Below are 19621 nucleotides of genomic sequence, written 5' to 3'. Positions count from 1 at the left end.
ACCTCGACGCGAAGTAGGAGCCCCTCATGTCCGACAGCCCCGAGCAGGTCTACGACCCGGGCGACGTGGCCGTCATCGGCGCGTCGTGCCGGTTGCCCGGCGCCCGCTCCAAGGAGCGGTACTGGGACAACCTGGTGCACGGCAGGGAGTCGATCACCTTCCTGACCAAGGAGGAGATCGAGGTCGACGAGACCATCGTCAGCAACCCGTTCTACGTGCGGGCCGCCGGTCTGGTCGACGGTCACGACGAGTTCGACCCGTCGGTGTTCGGCATTAGCGACCGTACGGCGACCCTGATGACCCCGGAGCACCGGCTCTTCCTGGAGAGCGCCTGGGAGTCGCTGGAGGACGCCGGCTACGACCCGGAGCGGGTCACCGGCGAGGTGGGCGTCTACGGTGCCAACAACCCGCAGACCGCCGCGCGTTACAGCTCCCCGCCGGACTGGGCGTCGGTCGGCCCGGAGGTGATGGACCGCAGCCTGGCCTGGACGCCGGACACCCTGACGTCCAACGCGCTGTACTACATGGGGCTGACCGGTGAGGCCGTCACCGTCACCGCCGTCTGCGCCGGCTTCCACTACTCGGTCCACCTGGCCTGCCAGTCGCTGCTGCTCGGCCAGACCGACATGGCGATCGCCGGCAGCGTGATCGTGCGCCTGCCGCACCGGCGCGGCTACCTGTGGGAGGAGAACCGCATCCTCTCCCGGGACGGTCACTGCCGTCCGTTCGACGCCAAGGGCACCGGCTCGGTGCTGGCCAGCGGGGTCGCCACGGTGGTGCTCAAGCCGCTGGCCCAGGCCGTCGCCGACCGCGACCACGTCTACGCCGTCGTCAAGGGCACGGCCATCAACAACAACGGCGTCAGCGCGATGGCCTACGGTCTGGCGCAGCCCGAGCGGATGAGCGCGTGCATCGCCAATGCCATGGAGGTCGGCGGCGTCAGCCCGGACACCGTGTCCATGTACGAGGCCAACGGGTTCGGTCTGCCGATGACCGACGGGCTGGAGGTGAACGCGGCGACCATGGCGTTCGGCAAGCAGACCGGCACCTGCTCGATCGGTTCGGTGAAGGGCAACATCGGCCACGGCGGTGTGGTCGCCGGCGGTGCCGGTTCGATGAAGGCGATACTCGCCCTGCACCACAGGACGCTGGTGCCGACGATCAACCTGACCGAGGTCAACGAGGACCTCGACTTCCCGAGCACCCCGTTCGTGCCCCAGCGGGAACCGGCGGAGTGGGACCCGGAGTGCGGCGTCCGCCGCGCGGGCGTCACCGCGCTCGGCGGCGGCGGCTACAACGCGCACCTGGTGTTCCAGGAGGCGCCGGGCCTCCCCGGGCGTGCCCCCGAGGCCGTCGGCACACCGCGCCTGGTGGTGCTGTCCGCGCTGGACGACGAGGCGCTGGCCCGGCAGCGCGAGCGGCTGCGGGACCGGGTGACGGGCGACCCCGGGCTGCGGCTGGACGACATCTGCTTCAGCCTCGCCATGGGCCGCAAGGTGATGCCCCGCCGGTGGGCGGCCGTGGTGCGCAGCCGTGCGGAGCTGATCGAGGTGCTGTCGGCCGCCTCCCCGGGCGGCCTGGTCGCGGCGACCGGTAGCGCGCCGCAGGTGGACGCGGACGCCATGCGCCGCAACGACCGGGGGCTGCTGCCGTCCGGACAGGACCCGCAGGCGCTGTTCGAGCTGGCCGCCGCGTGGGTGAACGGCCGGCCGGCGGACTTCGCCTCCCTGTACCAGGGGGAGGACGCCCACCGGGTGTCCCTGCCCACCTACCCGTTCCAGCCGCGCCGGTTCTGGCGTACGGACTGGTGACCGTGAGCGCGCCGGCCCCGGGCACCGTGGACCTGGGTGACCCGAACACGTTCGCGGAGTACGACCTCGGCGCGTTCTGGCGCACCCTGCGGGACACCGCTCCGGTGCACTGGAACCCGCCGGCCGACGGCCGCCGGGGGTTCTGGGTGCTCTCCCGCCACGACGACATCCTGACCGCCTACCGGGACGACGTGCACTTCACGTCCGAGCGGGGCAACGTGCTCGTCACGCTGCTGGGCGGCGGTGACGCCGGGGCCGGGCGGATGCTGGCCGTCACCGACGGGCACCGGCACCACGAGTTGCGCAAGATCCTGCAACGGGTGCTCTCGCCCCGGGTGCTCCAGCAGGTCGCGGCGGCGGTACGGGTCAACACCCGGCAGCTGATCCGCGAGGCGGTGGAGACCGGCGGCTGCGACTTCGCCGAGCGGATCGCCAGCCGCATCCCGATGACCACGATCTCGAACCTGCTCGGCGTGCCCGAGCAGGACCGGGACTTCCTGCTGGCCCAGACCAAGACCGCGCTGTCGGCCGACGACGACGACGTGGACGAGGTCGACTCGGAGATGGCCCGCAACGAGATCCTGCTGTACTTCATGGACATGGTCGAGGAGCGGCGCGAGTCGCCGGGCGACGACGTGATCAGCCTGCTGATCGGCAGCGCCGTCGACGGTGTGCCGCTGTCCGACGAGGACATCGTGCTGAACTGCTACAGCCTGATCATCGGCGGCGACGAGACCAGCCGGCTGACGATGATCGACAGCGTCCACACGCTCGCGGCCCAGCCGGAGCAGTGGCGGCGGCTCAAGCACGGTGAGGTCGCGATCGACACCGCCGTGGACGAGGTGCTGCGCTGGGCTTCGCCCACGATGCACTTCGGGCGCACGGTGATCCGGGAGACCGAGGTGCACGGCGTACGGCTGCGGCCCGGCGAGATCGTCACGCTCTGGCACGCCTCCGGCAACCGGGACGAACGCGTCTTCGACCGGCCCGGGGTGTTCGACCCCGGTCGCACCCCCAACAAGCACATGGCCTTCGGCTACGGGCCGCACTTCTGCCTCGGCTCCTACCTGGCCAAGGTGGAGATCGCCGAACTGCTCCGCGCGCTCAGGGACTTCACAGTCGGATTCGAGCAGACCGGTAAGGCCCTGCGCATCCGGTCCAACTTCCTGACCGGGTTCTCCACCCTGCCGGTGCGGTTCCGGCCCGATCACTCCGGACTGAAAGAGGTCGACTGATGAGCGGTAACCCCTTCGAGGGCGGCGAGGCCGACTGGCTGGTGGTGGTGAACACCGGCGGGCAGTACGCGCTGTGGCGTCCGTACCTGGACGTGCCGAAGGGCTGGCGGGTCGTCCACTCGGGGCCGGACCGTGAGGGTGCCCTCGACTACGTCGAGCGGCACTTCACGGCGATGGCCGGGACACCGGCGAGCGACCGCCGGGAGCACGCGTGAACATCTACCTCTCCGGACAAGGGGCCTTCGCGGTGCAGGTCGCGGACGCCCTGCTGGACGAAGGGCACCGGATCCTGGGCGCGGCTGCGCCCCGGCTGCGCAAGGGGCATTCCGACGAGGGCAACGCGCTCTCCTGGGACCGCCTGCGCGCCTGGGCCTACCCCCGGGACATTCCCTGGACGGACTCCGCCGAGCTGCGGGCGATGCACGTCCCGGACGGGGTCGACATCATCCTCGCCGCGCACTCGCACGCCTTCCTCGGCCGCCGGACGCGCGCCAGGGCGGCCGTCGCGACCATCGGCTACCACCCCAGTCTGCTGCCGCTGCACCGCGGCCGGGACGCGATCCGGTGGACGATCCGCGACGGTGACAAGGTGACCGGCGGGAGCGTCTACCACCTCACCGAGCGCACCGACGCCGGTCCGCTCGCCGCCCAGGAGCACCTGTTCGTGCCCCCGGGCTCGACCGCGCAGAGCCTGTGGCGCGACCACCTGGCCCCGCTCGGTGTGCGGCTGCTGCTGAAGGTGGTCTCCGACCTGGCCGAGGGCCGGCGGATCGAGGTCCCGCAGGACGAGAAGCTCGCGACCTGGGAGCCCGCGATGGACGCCCCGCCGCTGTTCAAGCCCGAACTCATCGCCCTGCCGGGCACGACCGCCGTCGACGGCAGCAGGTGGGCGCTGCACGCGCGGTGAGGGCGGACACGGCGGCCGGTCGGGGCGGACACCACCCGATTCCGGCCGCCGCTCCGTCAACCCGGTGACGGAGCCGTCCCCCTGAGGGGCCCTCAGGTCGGTGGCACGCGCGTGCGTCCATTAAGATCACCGCCACAGGACCACTCGCCCACGGGCCGGCTTCGGACGGGCGAGGATGCACAACATCCTCACTTGTCACAGGAACTTTCCGCGGAACCATCCGTACGGGTAGTCTTGTTCGCACTCAACTCCCGCCCCTCATGAGCCAGTTCGAGCAGAACGCCGCCCTGGGCATCCCCTTGCACTCTCTGGGCGGCCTCTTGTCCCGAAACCCCTTGAGGGCCGTCGGGAGTGGGCCACTATGGCGGGCGTTACGCCCTATCCCAATGCAAGGGACCCCTGATGAGACTGACCGACATATCGCTGAACTGGCTGCTTCCGGGCGCCGTACTGCTCCTGGGCATGCTGGTGGCGGTGGCGGTGCTCGTGCGCGGCAAGCGCTCCTCCGGGGAGAGCGCGCACGCGGACGACTCCTGGGAGCGCAGCGAGGAGCGCCGCAGGCGCAAGGAGGCCATCTACGGCACGGCCTCCTACGCGCTCCTTTTCTGCTGTGCGGCGGTGGCGGCGGCCCTGTCCTTCCACGGCCTCGTCGGCTTCGGCGAGCAGAACCTCGGGCTGACCGACGGCTGGCAGTACCTGGTGCCGTTCGGCCTGGACGGCGCGGCCATGTTCTGCTCCGTCCTCGCGGTCCGCGAGGCCAGCCACGGTGACGCGGCCCTCGGCTCGCGGATACTCGTCTGGCTGTTCGCCGCGGCGGCGGCCTGGTTCAACTGGGTGCACGCGCCCCGCGGCGCGGGACACGCCGGTGCCCCGCAGTTCTTCTCCGGCATGTCGCTGTCGGCTGCGGTGCTGTTCGACCGTGCGCTGAAGCAGACCCGCCGGGCCGCGCTGCGCGAGCAGGGCCTGGTGCCGCGTCCGCTGCCGCAGATCCGGATCGTGCGCTGGGTGCGCGCGCCCCGCGAGACCTACCGGGCTTGGTCGCTGATGCTCCTGGAGGGCGTGCGCAGCCTCGACGAGGCGGTCGAGGAGGTCCGCGAGGACAAGAAGCAGAAGGAGGAGACCCGGCAGCGGCGGCGCGACCAGCAGCGCGTGGAGCGGGCCCAGCTGAAGGCGATCAGCCGGGGCCACCGCGGCTTCGTCGGCCGGGGTGCCGGCCGGCAGGTCGAGGTGCAGGCCGTGGAGCGTGGTTCCGCCGCCTCGGCGACCGCGGAGCCTGCCATATCCACCGCGGAGCAACTGCCCGTCCGCGCCCGGCCCTCCCTGCAACCGGTCCGCAGCGGAGCGGCTGAACCGCTGACCGTCGACCTCACGGCCGAGGACGACACCATGGCCCTGCCGCGCCTGGACTCCCTGGAACGCAAGCTCAAGGACCTGGAGCAGCAGCTCGGCTGACCGCGGACGCGCGGTGCGACCGCGACACGGGACGGGGCGTGACCACACCGGTCATGCCCCGTCCCGTCGCCGTCACCGGTTCACGCCGCCTCGGCGCCCAGCTCGAACCAGACCGACTTGCCCACCCCGTGCGGCCGTACGCCCCAGGAGTCGGCGAGGGACTGGACCAGCACCATGCCCCGGCCGTGGGTGTCCTCGTCCGAGCCGGGGCCGCGCAGCTCGGGTCTGCGGGCCACGAAGTCCCGTACCTCCACGCGCAGTCCGCCGGGTTCCAGGACGGCCGTGAGGACCGCGTCTCGGTCGGTGTGCACGAGCGCGTTGGTGACGAGTTCGCTGGTGAGCAGTTCGGCGATCTCCGAACGGCCCGGTCTGCCCCAGTGCAGCAGCAGTTCGCGCAGGGCCCGGCGGGCCTCCGGCACCGCCCTCAGGTCCGCCCGGCCCAGCCTGCGCCTGAGCCGCCGCGCGTGTTCCGTGATGGTGTCGGTCTCTTCCCCCGCTGTCGCCGAGAACGCCCCGATGGTCACGGGACCGCCTCCTCGTGCCTGCCTCTTCATGACCCCCGCCCGCACGCCGCCGGTCCCCTGCCCCTCCTGGTCGAACACGTTCACGGGGGATGCTTGCCCAGCAGACTCCGGGGCACTCCTGACGTATGTCCGATGCCCGGCGGTTCGGCCATATCCACACCGCGCCCCGGCCGGCCGCCGGACGGCGCCGCCGCCACGCCCCGGGCATCCCGGACGCCGCTGGACGCCACGGACGTCCCGTGACGGCGGCGCGGTCCCGCCCGGCACCGGCCGTCGACAAGCCGTCACGGCCCGTGAAACTGGCCGAAACACACTCCCCGGCCGCCCCTCCTGAACCCGTCCGGCCCTCCGCGCGGCCCCCGCGGCAGGCGCGAAACGGCCGGACAGGGCCGGTAAGCCTCATGGCCGCGGCACGTTGCGCAGGTTCGAGCGGGCCATCTGGAGCATCCGGCCGACCCCGCCGTCCAGCACGATCTTGGATGCCGACAGGGCGAACCCGGTGACCATCTCGGCGCTGATCCGCGGCGGGATGGACAGGGCGTTGGGATCGGTGACGACGTCCACCAGGGCCGGGCCCTTGTGCCGGAAGGCGTCCCTGAGCGCCCCGGCGAGCTGCTTGGGCTTCTCCACCCGCACGCCGTAGGCACCGCACGCCCGGGCGACGGCGGCGAAGTCCGGGTTGGTGTTGGCGGTGCCGTACGAGGGCAGTCCGGCGACCAGCATCTCCAGCTCGACCATGCTGAGGGCGGAGTTGTCGAACAGCACCACCTTGACCGGCAGGTCGTACTGCACGAGCGTCAGGAAGTCGCCCATCAGCATGGCGAATCCGCCGTCCCCGGAGACGGAGACCACCTGGCGGCGCCGGTCGGTGAACTGGGCGCCGATCGCCATCGGCAGCGCGTTCGCCATCGACCCGTGCGAGAACGAACCGATGATCCGGCGGCGGCCGTTGGGCGAGAGGTACCGGGCGGCCCACACGTTGCACATGCCGGTGTCCACCGTGAACACGGCGTCGTCGTCGGCGACCTCGTCCAGGACGGCGGCCACGTACTCGGGGTGGATCGGGATGTGCTTGTCCACCTTGCGGGTGTAGGCCCTGACCACACCCTCCAGCGCGTCGGCGTGCTTCTTCAGCATCCGGTCGAGGAAGCGCCGGTCCGTCTTCTCCCGCACCCGCGGGATCAGGCACCGCAGGGTCTCGCGCACATCACCCCAGACGGCGAGGTCGAGCCGGGAGCGGCGGCCCAGCACCTCGGGCCGCACGTCGACCTGGGCGATCCGCACGTCGTCCGGCAGGAAGGCGTTGTACGGGAAGTCGGTGCCGAGCAGGATCAGCAGGTCGCACTCGTGGGTCGCCTCGTAGGCGGCGCCGTAGCCGAGCAGTCCGCTCATGCCGACGTCGTAGGGGTTGTCGTACTGGATGAACTCCTTGCCGCGCAGCGCGTGCCCCACCGGGGACTTGACCTTCCCGGCGAACTCCATCACCTCGGCGTGCGCCCCGGCCGTGCCGCTGCCGCAGAACAGGGTGACCTTGCCGGCCGTGTCGATCATCTCCACGAGCCGGTCGATCTCGGCGTCGCCGGGACGCACGGTGGGCCGGGAGGTGACGAGCGCGCTCTGCGGGGCCTTGTCCGGGGCGGGCTCGCCGGCGATGTCACCGGGCAGGGAGACCACGCTCACCCCGCGCTGCCCGACCGCGTGCTGGATGGCCGTCCGGAGCAGCCGGGGCATCTGCCGGGGACTGGAGATCAGCTCGCTGTAGTGGCTGCACTCCAGGAACAGGCGGTCCGGGTGGGTCTCCTGGAAGTAGCCGAGGCCGATCTCGCTGGACGGGATGTGCGAGGCGAGCGCGAGCACCGGGGCCATGGAGCGGTGGGCGTCGTACAGGCCGTTGATCAGGTGCAGGTTGCCGGGGCCGCAGGAGCCCGCGCAGGCGGCCAGCCGCCCGGTGATCTGGGCCTCGGCACCGGCCGCGAACGCGGCGGTCTCCTCGTGGCGCACGTGGATCCAGTCGATGGCGGCGTTGCGGCGGACGGCGTCCACGACCGGGTTGAGGCTGTCGCCGACGACCCCGTAGAGACGGCGTACCCCGGCCCGGACGAGGATGTCGACGAACTGCTCGGCTACGTTCTGTTTGCCCATACCCCCATGGAGTCACAGGGGCCGCGATCACGCCTCCCACACGGCCGCCGCCGTACGGTCGTCGGCGTAGCCCTTCACCCGCACCTGGGCGTCGGCGAGGAAGGCGGCGAGACCGGGCGGGGTACGGCCGGACCAGCGGCGGGCCAGATAGGCGCCGAGGCCGGGTTCGCCGCGCAGCGGGTCGGCGAGGCCCTCCGTGCACAGCACCAGCGCATCACCCGGCCGGGCTAGCGAGGCCCGGAACCGGAACGGCTCGCGAGGTGGTCCCGGCGCCGGCCCGGACGGCTCCGGCGGGGCCGGGGCACCGGGTGACGCGGCCGGCCGGTCGCGCCCGGCGGTCCCGTCCGGTGGCGGGCCGGAGCCGGTGGCGGGGGCGTCCCCGGTGCCGTCGGTGCCGTCGGAGGGCACGCGCGGCTCGATGTCCTGCCAGTCGCCGTCCCGCAGCCGGAACAGCCCGCCGGCGCCGACGCCGAAGAACACCCGGGTGCGGCACTCCGGGTCGGCGGGCAGCAGCAGGCAGCGCAGGTCCGCCGGGTACCCGCCGGTGCCGGGGTCCGGTCCTGCGGCGCCGGTCCGGAGCCTGCCGAGGCTGTGCTCGGTGAGCCGGTGCAGACCCGACTTCAGGTCGTCGCGCCGGGCCGCCCGGAGGTCCTCCACGAGCCGCCGGTGGCTGCGGCCCACGGCCCGCGCGATCGACCGGCACGCCTCGGCCGCCGCCAGGTGCGCGCCCGGCACGGCCCGGGCGCCGGTCGCCATCGCGACCAGCACCAGCGCCTGCTCCCCCGCTCCGAACCGCACGGTGAGCAGCGAGTCCCGGCGGGGCTCGCCCCGGTACCGCGCCGAGTCACCGCGCAGCGACACGGCCCGCAGCGTGCACGCCCCGCACCGGGCGCCGTCCAGCACGGTGTCCGCGACCAGCTCCCCCAGCCCGTCCGGGTCGGCGGGCGGCAGCGCGGTGGGCTCGGGGTCGTAGGTGGGCGGCCGGGTGCCGACGTACTCGACGGCGTCGGCCCCCGCCCCGGCGCCCTGCGGGGCCCCGTCCGCCGGCGGGGTCCGCTGCGCCGGCACCGCCGCTCTCGACGGCGCCGGATCCGGTTCCGGCTCCGGGGTCCGCGGTGGTTCCCCCGTCACCGCCTTCCGGGCCGAGGCGAACCGGTCGTCCAGGGAATCGGACGCCACCGTGGCACCCGTGTCCTGCGGGGAGTCGTCGTACAACTCCCCCCACCAGTCGTCCTCATGACGGGCGGGTCGTCCCCCCTGCTGGCTCATGCCCCCGATTGTCCACCGCACGGGCCGTGGGCGGACGGGGCATCGGGAAAACGCGGCGCATCGGCGCCGTAGCACGGCGTGTCGGGTGAGCGGCCGAACGGCCGTACGGAGAACGGTTGATGGCCGCCGGGCGGCCCCACCCCCCACGGGAGGACCGCCCGGCGACGTTCGAGGCGGCCGGCTGCGGCCGGACCGCGGGGCTGTCCACGGGTTCCCCGGGACGCGCCCGTGAACCGTGCCACCGGCCGCGCGCCCCGCGGTACGGCCACCTTGGCAGACCCGCCCCCGGTACGGCGATGATGTGCGGCGGCGGGTTTGTGCCGTGGCCGACATCCGCCACGCCGTCCCGCTTCCACCGGTGGTGCGCGGGGAAGGACACGGGGCGATGCTGGCAGCGATAGGCCTGGACGAGACGCACGAGGCGGCGTACCGGGCGCTGGTGTCCGTGGGCGCGGCCGACGTGGCCGATCTGGCGCGGCGCCTGACGCTGGCCGAGCGGGACACCGAGCGGGCGCTGCGCCGGCTGGAGCGGCGGGGTCTCGCCGCCCAGTCCCCGGCGCGGCCGGGCCGCTGGGTCGCGGCGCCGCCCGGGGTGGCGCTGGGCGCCCTGCTGACCCAGCGGCGGCACGAGCTGGAGACGGCGGAGCTGGCGGCGGCGCTGCTCGCCGAGGAGTACCGGGCGGCGGCGGCCGAACCGGCCGTGCACGACCTGGTGGAGGTGGTGACCGGTGCGTCGGCGGTCGCCCAGCGCTTCCTCCAGCTCCAGCTGGGCGCGACGGAGGAGGTGTGCGCGCTGGTGACCGCCGGCCCGACGGTGGTGTCCGGGATGGAGAACGAGGCGGAGGCGCGGGCGGTCGCGCGCGGGGTGCGCTACCGGGTGGTGATGGAGCGCGCGGTGCTGGACCTGCCGCACGGGCTGACCGAGCTGACGGCGGCGCTCGGCCGGAGCGAGCGGGTCCGGGTGGTGGACCGGGTGCCGACGAAGCTGGTGGTGGCCGACCGCTCGCTCGCGATGGTGCCGCTGACCGCGAGGTCCGTGGCGCCGGCCGCGCTGGTGGTGCACTCCAGCGGGCTGCTGGAGCTGCTCGCCGGGCTGTTCGAGTCGGTGTGGCGGGAGGCGCTGCCGCTGCGGCTGGGCGCCTCGGGGGTGACCGAGGAGCGGCCGGACGGCCCGGACGCCACCGATCTGGAGGTGCTCTCCCTGCTGCTGGCGGGCCTGACCGACGCGAGCGTGGCCAAGCAGCTCGACATCGGCCTGCGGACCGTACAGCGCCGGGTGCGGCGCCTGATGGAGCTGGCGGGGGTGTCGACCCGGATGCAACTGGGCTGGCACGCCTGGGAACGGGGCTGGCTGACACGGGAGGAACACCCCTGACGGAACACCGCCGCCTACCGGGAAGCACGGACGACACCGGCTCGGCACGGGTGCGGGGCGGGCGGAGGGACGGGGGCGCGGGTGCGGTGGCGCGCGGGCAGCCGGGATGCGCGGGTACCTGGCAGGACGCGAGGCCGGGGGCGGGGCGCGCGTGCGCGCGACGGGGCGCGAGGCCGGGCAGGCGACCGGGACGCGCGCGGCTACGTGGCGGGGCGCAGGGCTCGGCGGGCGACCAGGTCACACGGGTGCCCGACGGTGCGCGAGGCCGGCGAACGACCAGATCGCGCGGGCGCACAGCGGGGTGCAAGGCCGGGCAGGCGACCGGGACGCGCGCGAGCGCGGCGCTGCGCAGGGCTCGGCGGGCGACCAGGTCAACGGGTGCCCGACGGTGCGCGAGGCCGGCGAACGACCAGATCGCGCGGGCGCACAGCGGGGTGCAAGGCCGGGCAGGCGGCCAGGGCGCGCGGCTACGTGGCGGGGCGCAAGGCCAGCGGCTGATCGGGACGCGCGCGTGCCCGGCGGGGCGCGGAGCCCGGCGAACAGCCAGGTCACGCGGGTACCTGGCGGGGCCGCGAGGCCGAGCGGGAGCCGAGACGCACGCGTGCCCGTCGGCGCCCAAGGCCAGGCGGGAGGCCGGGGCGCGCGGCCACGTGGCGGGGCGTGAGGTCCGGCGGGCGGCCAGGTCACGCGGGTGCGCGGCGGGGCGTGAGGCCAGGCGGACAACCGGCCCGCACGTACCCGGCGGGGCGCAAGGCCAGGCGGGCGGCCAGGTCACGCGGGTGCGCGGCGGGGCGTGAGGCCCGGCGGGCGGCCGGCGTGTGCGTGCCCGGTGGGGCGCGAGGTCGGGTGGGCGGTCGGGGTGCGTGGCTGCGTGGCGGGGTGCGAGGCCCGGTGGATGGGCAGGGCGCGGTGGACGGTGTCGGCCACGACGGTCATGCCGGTGTCGTTGAAGTGCAGGTGGTCGCCGGGGTCGTAGGCGGGCAGCAGGCGGGTGGGGGCGGCCGGGTCGCGGACGGCGGCGTCCGCGTCGGCGACGGCGTCGAAGGCGCCGCCGGTGCGGATGAAGGCGTTCACCCGCTGCCGTACCGCCTCCCCGGCGGCGGTCCAGGCGGGGTACCCGCCGTACGGGGTGAGGGTGACGCCGACGACCGGGATGCCGCGGGCGTGGGCGCGCGCCACCAGGGCGCGGTACGCGTCCGCGTAGGCGGCGGCGTCGCTCACCTCCGGGGTGCCCTTGATGTCGTTGATGCCCTCGAACACCACCAGGGCCCGCACCCCGGCCCGGTCCAGGGCGTCGGCGTCCAGGCGGGCGAGGGCGCTCGGCCCGGTGCCGTCGCGCAGCAGGCGGTTGCCGGCGATACCGGCGTTGAGGACGCCGAGCCGCCGATCGAGCAGCCGGTGCGCGAGCCGGTCGGGCCAGCGATGGTTGGTGTCGGGGGTGGAGCCGTTGCCGTCGGTGAGCGAGTCCCCGAACGCGACGACGCTGCCGGCGGCCGGGCCGCGGACGTCGACTCCGGTGACGTAGTACCAGCGGCCGGTGGTCGCCGAGTACGCGCCGCCCGTCTCGTCGGCGGCGCGGCCGGCGCCGTCCGGGGCCAGGTAGCTGGTCTGGAGGGCGGTGCGGTGGTAGGTGGCGGGCCCGGAGTCGTCCGGGGTGTACACGGTGACGAGCAGGTCGGCGGCGGAGGGAACGGCCAGCGGCACCGGATCGGTGAGCGTGTCCGCGCCCGGCGGGACGGTCGCCTCGGGGGCGCCGTGGAAGGTGGCCGTGCGCAGGGTGCCGGGTACGGCGTCGGGGCCGGCCGCCCGGCGCAGCGCGACGGTGACCGCGCCGAGCCGCAGCGGCCGGGTGCCGAGCCGGTTGCTGAGCCGGACCCGGACGGCCGTGCCGCCGACGCTGAGGTGGACGACGTTGCGGACGGCGGCACCGGGCAGCGCGGCGGCGGTGCCGGAGGGCGCGGTCTCCCAGCTGCCCGTCCAGGGCGGCGGGGCCGGCAGCGCGGCGGCGGGTGCGGTCAGTCCCGTCGGCAGCGTGGGGATCGTCAGCAGCGCGGGGAGGAGGACCGCGAGGAGCCGTGCCGGCCTGCCCATGTGTGCCCGCCCTTCCAGGAGGCCGTCGGGGACGTCCCGATGCCCCGTCGCAGGCACCGTGCCACACGGCCGGTCCGCGCGACCGCAGCGCCGACGCCGGTCCACCCGGTCGGCGTAAGACGCGCCGCGCCGCCGAAGGCCCCCGCCCGGGGGCACTTGAGGGGTGGACCGGGGTGATCCGGCCCGGTCCGCCCCGGCCGTTCGTCACGCCCCCGGTTCCACCAGCGGTTCCGCCTCCGGTTCCCGCGCCGTGCGCGGCCGGGGCGCGAGGACGCCCTCCAGGGTGAGCAGCCACACCTTGCGCTCAAGTCCCCCCGCGTATCCGGTCATCGCCCCGTTCGCGCCGATCACCCGGTGGCAAGGGCGCACGATCAGCAGGGGGTTGGCGCCGATCGCCCCGCCGACGGCGCGAACGGCCGCGCGGGGCGCGCCGATCCGGGCGGCGATCTCCCCGTAGGTGGCGGTGACGCCGTAGGGCACCTCGTCGAGCGCGGCCCACACACGCTGCCGGAACGCGGTGCCGCTGGCGCGCAGCGGCAGCCGGAACGCGGTGAGTTCGCCCGCGAAGTAGGCGGCGAGCTGTCCGGCGGCGGCGCGGAACGGCCCCGGGTCGTCCCGCCAGCCGTCCCGCACGGTCCGCCCGCCCTTCTGCCCGGGCACGGACAGCGAGGTGAGCGCGCCGTCCGCGTCCGCGGTGAGCAGCAGGGGCCCGACGGGGGAGTCCAGGTGGGTGCAGTAGACGGTGCTCATCGGACCGGCTCCCCCGCGACGCTCAGGTGCCGCACGGCGTACGACCGCCAGGGCCGCCAGTCGTCGGGTACGCCGGTGCCGGGCGGGGCGACGTCCGGATCGCCGAGGGCGCGGACGCGGAGGGTGGCGACGGTGTCCGGGTCCATGCCGGGCAGGACGAGCAGGGCCTCCTCGGCGCGCTGCCGGTCGGCGCCCGGGTCCAGGCGTACCGTGCCGTCGGCGAGGGCGGCGGCCAACGCGCCCAGCGGTCCGCCGGGCGCGGCGCCGGCGAGCGCGGCGGGCTCCGGGAAGAGGCGGGTGAGACCGCCGTGGGGCGCGTCGAGCGGCTTGCCGTACCGGCGCACCAGTTCCCCGGCGCCGCGGCGGCCGGCCAGGGCGCGTACGGCGGGTTCCAGCGGGTCCACGGCGCCGGGCGAGCGCAGTCCGGGCCGGGCGGCGACCAGCGGGGCCAGCCGGGGGTCGGCGCCGAGCCGCTCGTCGACGGCGTACGGGTCGGCGTCCAGGTCGAACAGCCGGCGCAGCCGCTGCACGGCGGTGGTCAGGTCCCGGGGGTCGGTGAGGTGCAGCCGGGCCTCGAGCCAGCCGCCCGGACGGGTGCCGGTGCGGGTGCGCGGGGACCGGGTGCGTTCCCGGACGGCGGCGATCCCGGTGCCGTAGGGCAGTCTCAGGGTGCGCCGGTAGGTGCGGGCGCCGGGGGCGCCGGTCACCTCCTCGACGCCCGGGACGGCTTCCCGGGCGAGCTGGTCGAAGACGTCGGCGGCCTGGTAGGGGCCGCGGTGGGCGAGCCGGAGCGGGATGCCGGCGCCGGGCGCGGCCCGGTGGGCGGCCCGGCCCCGGGGGGCGGTGGCCCGTACCTCGGTGGGTGTCGCGGCGTACACCTCGCGGACGGTGTCGTTGAACTGCCGGACGCTGGCGAACCCGGAGGCGAACGCGATCTCGGTGACCGGCAGGTCGGTGGTGCGCAGCAGCACGCGCGCGGTGTGGGCGCGCTGGGCCCGGGCGAGCGCCACGGGTCCGGCGCCCAGCTCGGTGGTGAGCTGCCGCTGCACCTGCCGGGCGCTGTAGCCGAGCCGCGCGGCGAGTCCGGCGACGCCTTCGCGGTCCACGACGCCGTCGGCGATCAGGCGCACGGCCCGGCCGACGACGTCCGCGCGGACGTTCCACTCGGCCGAGCCGGGCACGGCGTCCGGCCGGCACCGCCGGCAGGCCCGGAACCCGGAGCCCTGCGCGGCGGCGGCCGTCGCGAAGAACCGCACGTTGTGCCGTTTCGGCGTCACGGCCGGGCAGCTCGGGCGGCAGTAGATGCCGGTGGTCTCGACGGCGAAGAAGAACACGCCGTCGAACCGCCCGTCCCGGCTGCGCACGGCCTCGTACCTGCTGTCCTCGTCGTTCACGGGGTCCAGTGTGAGCCGGTCGAGGGCAGCCGGGCCAGCGGAAATCGGACCTGGCGTTCCCCACCGCTGGCGGCCGGCGACGCCCCGCGGCCGGGCCGGGGGGCGTTACGACCAGTGGCCGCGCTTCGCCTCCATCGCCGCCTTGCCCTCCGCTCCCCTGCGTTTGAAGGTCTTCTTGAGTTCGGCCCGCAGGCGCGCGTCCGTCTTGGCCACGATCCACTGGTTCTCCCGCATGAGCTTGCGGTAGCTCTCCAGCCGTCGGTCGGCGAGTTCCCCGCTCTCCACGGCGGAGCGCACCGCGCAGCCCGGCTCGCTCTCGTGGGCGCAGTCGTGGAAGCGGCACCGCTCGGCCAGTTCCTCGATCTCGGCGAACACCTGTCCGACGCCGGTCCCGGCGTCGTAGAGGCCGACGCCCCGCAGCCCGGGGGTGTCGATGAGCACCCCGCCGGAGGGCAAGGCGAGCAGGTTGCGGGTGGTCGTGGTGTGCCGGCCCTTGCCGTCGACGTCACGGGCGGCCCGCACGTCCATGACGTCGGCGCCGACGAGCGCGTTGGCGAGGGTGGACTTGCCCGCGCCGGACTGGCCGAGCAGCACGCTGGTACCGGAGCCGACGAGCGCGACGAGCACGTCGAGTCCGTCGCCGTGCAGGGCGCTGACGGTGAGCACGGGCACTCCGGGCGCGCTGCCCTCCACGTCCTGCACGAGGTGGGCCAGGGTGACCGGGTCGGGCACGAGGTCGGCCTTGGTGAGGACGACGACGGGCTGGGCGCCGGACTCCCAGGCGAGGGCGACAAAGCGTTCGACGCGGCCGAGGTCGAGTTCCAGGGCGAGGGACACGGCGACGACGGCGTGGTCGACGTTGGCGGCGAGGATCTGCCCCTCGGACCGCTTGGAGGAGGTGGAGCGGACGAAGGCGGTGCGGCGCGGCAGCCAGGCGCGCACGTACCGCGGGTCGCCGTCGGCGTCGAGGGCGACCCAGTCCCCCGTGCACACGACCTTCGTCGGATCGCGGTCCACGACGAACTCGGTGTCGGCGCGGACGGTGCCGTCCGCGGTGACGACGTCGCACCGGCCGCGGTCGACGCGGATCACCCGGCCGGGCAGCAGCCCGTCGGCGGCGTACGGGGTGAACGCGTCGGCCCAGGCATCGTCCCAGCCGTAGGGGGCCAGCGCGGAGAACACATGAGAGGTGGAAGTCAAGGGAGACCCTTCACAGGGTGGCCCCGGGCAGGCGCGTACGTGCGCGGTCGGTTCAGCCGGTGGCCACGGAGGTGGACTTGAGGAGTTCCTGGAAGAGGGCAGCGCCCAGCACAGTGACAGCCATCGGTCGACACCTCCTCGTCCTCGCTCGCGTCCGCGCACACCACCTCGGTGTGTGCGGCAACTCTAGCCCGCGGGCGGGGCGGTACGTCAACGCGTTTTCCGCGCCCCCGGTCGCCCCTCCTTCTCCGCCCGGTGCCGCGTTCAACCGGCGGCGCAGGGCGTCCCGTTGAGGCGGAAGTCGTCCGGCGGCCGGTTCCCCTCCCGCCTGGTGCCGAGGAAGCCGAAGGTCAGGGCGGTGTGCGCGGCGACCGTCCCGTTGTAGTCGACGGCGGTGGCGGTGACCCGGGAGCCGTCCTGCCGGACCGAGGCGTCCCACGCCCGGCCGGCCCGCTGGCCGTCGCGGAAGGTCCAGGAGACCTGCCAGCCGGCGAGCGCCCGGTCGGTGGTGACGGTGACGGTGGCCTGGAAGCCCTCGGGCCACTGGCTGTCCAGGTGGTAGGCGACCCGGCAGCCGGCCGTCCGGGCGGTGAAGGGCGGGCGGGCCGGGTCCGCTCGCCGGGTGGTGGAGGTGCCCTCGGGCTCGGGGTCGAGGCCGGGGTCGGCTTCGGGGCCGGGGCCGGGGTCCTTGCCGGCGGGCACCGGCACGGTGGCGGTCGCGGCAGGCGGGGCGGTCACGGAGGGCGGGGCGGCGGGTACATCGCCCCGCGTGGGACGGGCCTTGGTGCGGGGGGCGTCCGGGTCGGCGACCGGCCACCGGTCGTCGTGGGCGGCGGCGGTGTCACCGCCGGAGCCGTCGAACGGCATCATCGACACCCCGAGCGCCAGCACCGACAGCAGCACGGCGGTGGCGAGCAGCCCGCCGCGCAGCACCCGGCCGCCGCCGGCGTCCTCCTCGGGGCCGGTGGGGGCGGCACGCCTGGCGTCGGGGACGCCCACGCCGAGCCGGACCCTGGTGGCGCGCCGCCGCCGCTCCAGGTAGGCGAGGCCGCCCCAGCCGATGACCCCGTCGGCCAGCGCGGCCGGCAGTCCGCCGCCGCGCGGGCGCAGGCAGGCGGCGGCCTCGGCGCAGCCCGCACAGGTGTCGAGGTGGCGGGAGAGGTCGGCGGGGGCCTCGGCGGCCGGCGAGCGGGTGACCGCGTCCAGCAGCCGGGCGTAGCCGCGGCACCCCGGGTCCAGCGGGGACTCCAGGTGGGCGCGGTGGCAGCGGTCCCGGAACAGGGCGCGGACCTGCTCCAGTTCACCGGCGACGGTGGCCGGGTCCAGGCCGAGCCGGCGGGCCGCGGTGGGCAGCGGGAGCGCTTCCACCTCGGCCAGCCACAGCAGTGCCGCGTCCGTCTCCGGCAGGTCGCGCAGGCCGCGCAGCGCGACCGGGCGCCGCGGCGGCGGCCCGGCGAACCGGGCGGCGCCCTCGGAGTGGAGCCACAGCCGCAGGTCGGGGTCGAGCCGCTGCCCTCGGCCGTCGGCCTCCCAGGCGGCGGCGGTGTCGCGTACGGCGGTGAGCAGCGCCGGGATCGACGGCTGCCGGGTGGGCGGGGGCGGTCCCGCCTGTGCGCGCTGCCGGGCGTGCGGGAGGCCGGCGGCGTGCACCCCGGTGCGGGCGGCCTCGCGCAGGCCGAGCGCGAACGCCTCGGTCGCCAGGCGATGGGCCGCCGCCGACCCGGAGGTGCACAGGTCCGCGTACGAGAGCACCGCGTCCCAGCACTCCGGGAACAGCGCGGCCTCGGTGTCGTCCTGGGGGGTCGGCAGGTCGGGCATGGGACTCCTGCATCCACGAGCGAGGTCAACTCACCAAGGGCAAAGGGGGAGTTGCGGGAACCCCGCGGGAGGCACCGAGCCTTTCACGTCCTCGACACGACTGACAAGCGGCCTGTTCACTTCCGGTTACCCACGGTGGCGGCCCGGGCCGGGCCCGGGTACCCCACGACTTCCGCCCTCCGGTACGGACGCGGACGCCGTCGTGTTCAAGGGGTCCTACGCCGGTGTCCCGGCCGTCTCCCCGGCGGTCTCGTCCGCCGGGAGGCTGTCCATGAAGGAGCTGACGGAGAACACGGCACGGCCGGGGCCGGGCGGGCCGTAGCCGGGCGGGGAGGAGAGGCCGAAGTCGTCCATGGTCTGCCGGTAGGCCTGGAGCAGCCGGATGTGGTACTCCAGCGGGGCGCCCTGCGGGTTGGCCTTGCCGAGCGGGGTGGTGGGCTCGGGGCACCAGGTGGTGAAGCGGGGCGTGATGCCGTGCGACATGAAGAAGCGCAGGCCCTCGGTGGTGGAGGCGATGGCCTCGTCGACGGTGGTGAAGCCGAACGGCTCGGCCATCTCCACGCCCGCCACGAAGTTCGGGATCACGTTGCGCGCCCCGAACACCTCGGCGGAGTCCAGGATGCGGCGGTGCCACTCGTCCCGGCCGACGTAGCGCTCCTTGCCGGGGCAGTACAGCTCGAACAGCCGGCGGTCCCACACCTCGAAGTTGGGGTGGTAGATCTGCACGCCGTAGTCCTTGAAGCGCTGCACGTCCGCCTTGGGCAGCGCCTGGGCGACGACCTTGCCGATCCAGCGGCCCGGGAAGCGCTCCTCGATGGCCTTGGCGTAGTGGCCGTAGAAGTCGGCCTCGTCCCGGCCGGCCACCTTGGAGGTGATCGCGCCGCCGGTGAGGGTGTAGGCGGTGGACGCCTTCTGGGTGTCGTACCGGTCGATGATCTCCAGGGCCTCGAGGACCTCCTCGACGTCCTTCACCCCGGTGTACGGCCGCCCGGCCGCCTTGTGCTGGCGCCAGTTGTGGTTGATGTCGCAGTACTGGCACTCCTCCTTGGCGCCGAAGTACTGGCAGACCCGGAAGACGGTGAGGTAGATCAGGTAGCCCCACTGGATGGTCGGCGCGACCTCCATCACGGACTTCCCGTTGGAGAGGGTGTGCCGGTAGTACTCGGGCATCGGCGGCACCCCGACGTCGGCGATGCGCCGGCCGTCCAGGTACAGCCCGAGCAGTCCCTCCTCGTCGGCGGCGACCCGGTACGGCGAGGCGGGGTTCACCCGGACGGAGACGACCGTGCGCCGCAGGTCGTAGGGGCCGCCGGTCAGGATGATCTCCTCCGGGGGCCGGCGCAGCGCGGCCTCGCCCAGCTCGGGCAGGGTGCCGTGGTCGAAGGAGAAGATGAAGTACGACTTCGGCTTGACGTCACCGGCCGCCTCGTTGGCGGTGTCGCTCAGGGCGGACTTGTCGAAGGCGACACCGCCCCGCAGCAGGTCCTCCTTGAAGACGGCCTCCCGCGGTACCCCCGGGAACCGCTCCATCAGATCCTCGACCAGCGCGGTACGACTGCCCATCCGTCTGTCTCCTCCCGGTTCAGGCGTACGTCTCTCACCGTATGCCCCCGCCGCCGGGGAGGCCGTGCCGGGTCCCCGCACGCCGCGCGG

15 protein-coding genes are annotated in these 19621 nt (G+C 74.7%); 6 read left to right on the top strand and 9 right to left on the bottom strand.

Annotation, left to right across the window (positions count from 1 at the left end):
• The first annotated feature begins 26 nt into the window (after positions 1-26).
• The 5 genes from IF37_RS0104245 (at position 27) to IF37_RS0104225 (ending at position 5405) form a co-directional block, all read left to right on the top strand.
• Positions 27-1811, top strand: coding sequence for a type I polyketide synthase (locus tag IF37_RS0104245; RefSeq protein WP_030736315.1), 1785 nt, complete (start codon positions 27-29; stop codon positions 1809-1811).
• Positions 1808-3046 (top strand): cytochrome P450, encoded by a 1239-nt coding sequence (locus IF37_RS0104240; protein WP_030736313.1) that lies wholly within the window; start codon positions 1808-1810, stop codon positions 3044-3046. Before IF37_RS0104245 ends, IF37_RS0104240 begins: the two co-directional genes overlap by 4 nt.
• Positions 3046-3261, top strand: a complete 216-nt coding sequence (locus IF37_RS0104235; RefSeq protein WP_030736311.1) for an MbtH family protein — start codon at positions 3046-3048, stop codon at positions 3259-3261. The genes IF37_RS0104240 and IF37_RS0104235 overlap by 1 nt, the downstream gene beginning before the upstream one ends.
• Positions 3258-3953, top strand: a complete 696-nt coding sequence (locus IF37_RS0104230; protein WP_037855615.1) for a formyltransferase family protein — start codon at positions 3258-3260, stop codon at positions 3951-3953. Before IF37_RS0104235 ends, IF37_RS0104230 begins: the two co-directional genes overlap by 4 nt.
• A gap of 402 nt (positions 3954-4355) precedes the next feature.
• The gene (locus IF37_RS0104225) at positions 4356-5405 is read left to right on the top strand and encodes a DUF2637 domain-containing protein (protein WP_030736307.1); all 1050 of its coding nucleotides are present in this window, start codon (positions 4356-4358) and stop codon (positions 5403-5405) included.
• Positions 5406-5485: 80 nt separating this feature from the next.
• On the opposite strand, the gene IF37_RS0104220 is transcribed toward IF37_RS0104225, so the two are convergent.
• The 3 genes from IF37_RS0104220 to IF37_RS0104210 form a co-directional block, all read right to left on the bottom strand.
• Positions 5486-5929 carry an ATP-binding protein gene (locus tag IF37_RS0104220; RefSeq protein ID WP_030736305.1) on the bottom strand — a complete coding sequence of 148 codons (444 nt, stop codon included), beginning with the start codon at positions 5927-5929 and terminating at the stop codon, positions 5486-5488.
• A gap of 399 nt (positions 5930-6328) precedes the next feature.
• On the bottom strand, positions 6329-8071 hold the full coding sequence (locus tag IF37_RS0104215) for a pyruvate dehydrogenase (RefSeq protein ID WP_030736303.1): 1743 nt from the start codon (positions 8069-8071) through the stop codon (positions 6329-6331).
• Between the two features lie 27 nt (positions 8072-8098).
• Complete coding sequence (locus IF37_RS0104210; protein WP_030736300.1) at positions 8099-9340, bottom strand: protein phosphatase 2C domain-containing protein; 1242 nt, start codon at positions 9338-9340, stop codon at positions 8099-8101.
• 385 nt (positions 9341-9725) lie between these two features.
• On the opposite strand from IF37_RS0104210, the gene IF37_RS0104205 reads away from it, so the two are divergent.
• On the top strand, positions 9726-10715 hold the full coding sequence (locus tag IF37_RS0104205) for a helix-turn-helix domain-containing protein (RefSeq protein ID WP_030736297.1): 990 nt from the start codon (positions 9726-9728) through the stop codon (positions 10713-10715).
• Positions 10716-11486: 771 nt separating this feature from the next.
• Here IF37_RS0104205 and IF37_RS0104200 read toward each other — a convergent pair.
• From IF37_RS0104200 to IF37_RS0104175, 6 genes are all read right to left on the bottom strand, one after another.
• Positions 11487-12806, bottom strand: a complete 1320-nt coding sequence (locus tag IF37_RS0104200; protein WP_052844965.1) for a GDSL-type esterase/lipase family protein — start codon at positions 12804-12806, stop codon at positions 11487-11489.
• A 204-nt stretch (positions 12807-13010) separates the two neighbouring features.
• The gene (locus tag IF37_RS0104195; protein WP_052844964.1) at positions 13011-13556 is read right to left on the bottom strand and encodes a methylated-DNA--[protein]-cysteine S-methyltransferase; all 546 of its coding nucleotides are present in this window, start codon (positions 13554-13556) and stop codon (positions 13011-13013) included.
• Positions 13553-14950, bottom strand: coding sequence for a bifunctional transcriptional activator/DNA repair enzyme AdaA (locus IF37_RS0104190; protein WP_030736288.1), 1398 nt, complete (start codon positions 14948-14950; stop codon positions 13553-13555). Before IF37_RS0104190 ends, IF37_RS0104195 begins: the two co-directional genes overlap by 4 nt.
• Before the next feature lie 105 nt (positions 14951-15055).
• A complete protein-coding gene (rsgA, locus tag IF37_RS0104185) occupies positions 15056-16150 on the bottom strand; it encodes a ribosome small subunit-dependent GTPase A (RefSeq protein ID WP_030736285.1) in 1095 nt (364 codons plus the stop codon).
• A gap of 264 nt (positions 16151-16414) precedes the next feature.
• Entirely contained in the window at positions 16415-17968 is a 1554-nt protein-coding gene (locus IF37_RS0104180; RefSeq protein ID WP_030736282.1) for a cellulose-binding domain-containing protein, read from the bottom strand.
• A gap of 216 nt (positions 17969-18184) precedes the next feature.
• Entirely contained in the window at positions 18185-19531 is a 1347-nt protein-coding gene (locus IF37_RS0104175; protein WP_030736279.1) for a radical SAM protein, read from the bottom strand.
• Positions 19532-19621: the final 90 nt, after the last annotated feature.

Source organism: Streptomyces sp. NRRL S-31 (genome assembly GCF_000718775.1).
Lineage (GTDB): Bacteria > Actinomycetota > Actinomycetes > Streptomycetales > Streptomycetaceae > Streptomyces.
The sequence above is the reverse complement of the archived record's forward strand: the minus strand, read 5'-3'. Positions and strand labels throughout refer to the sequence as shown.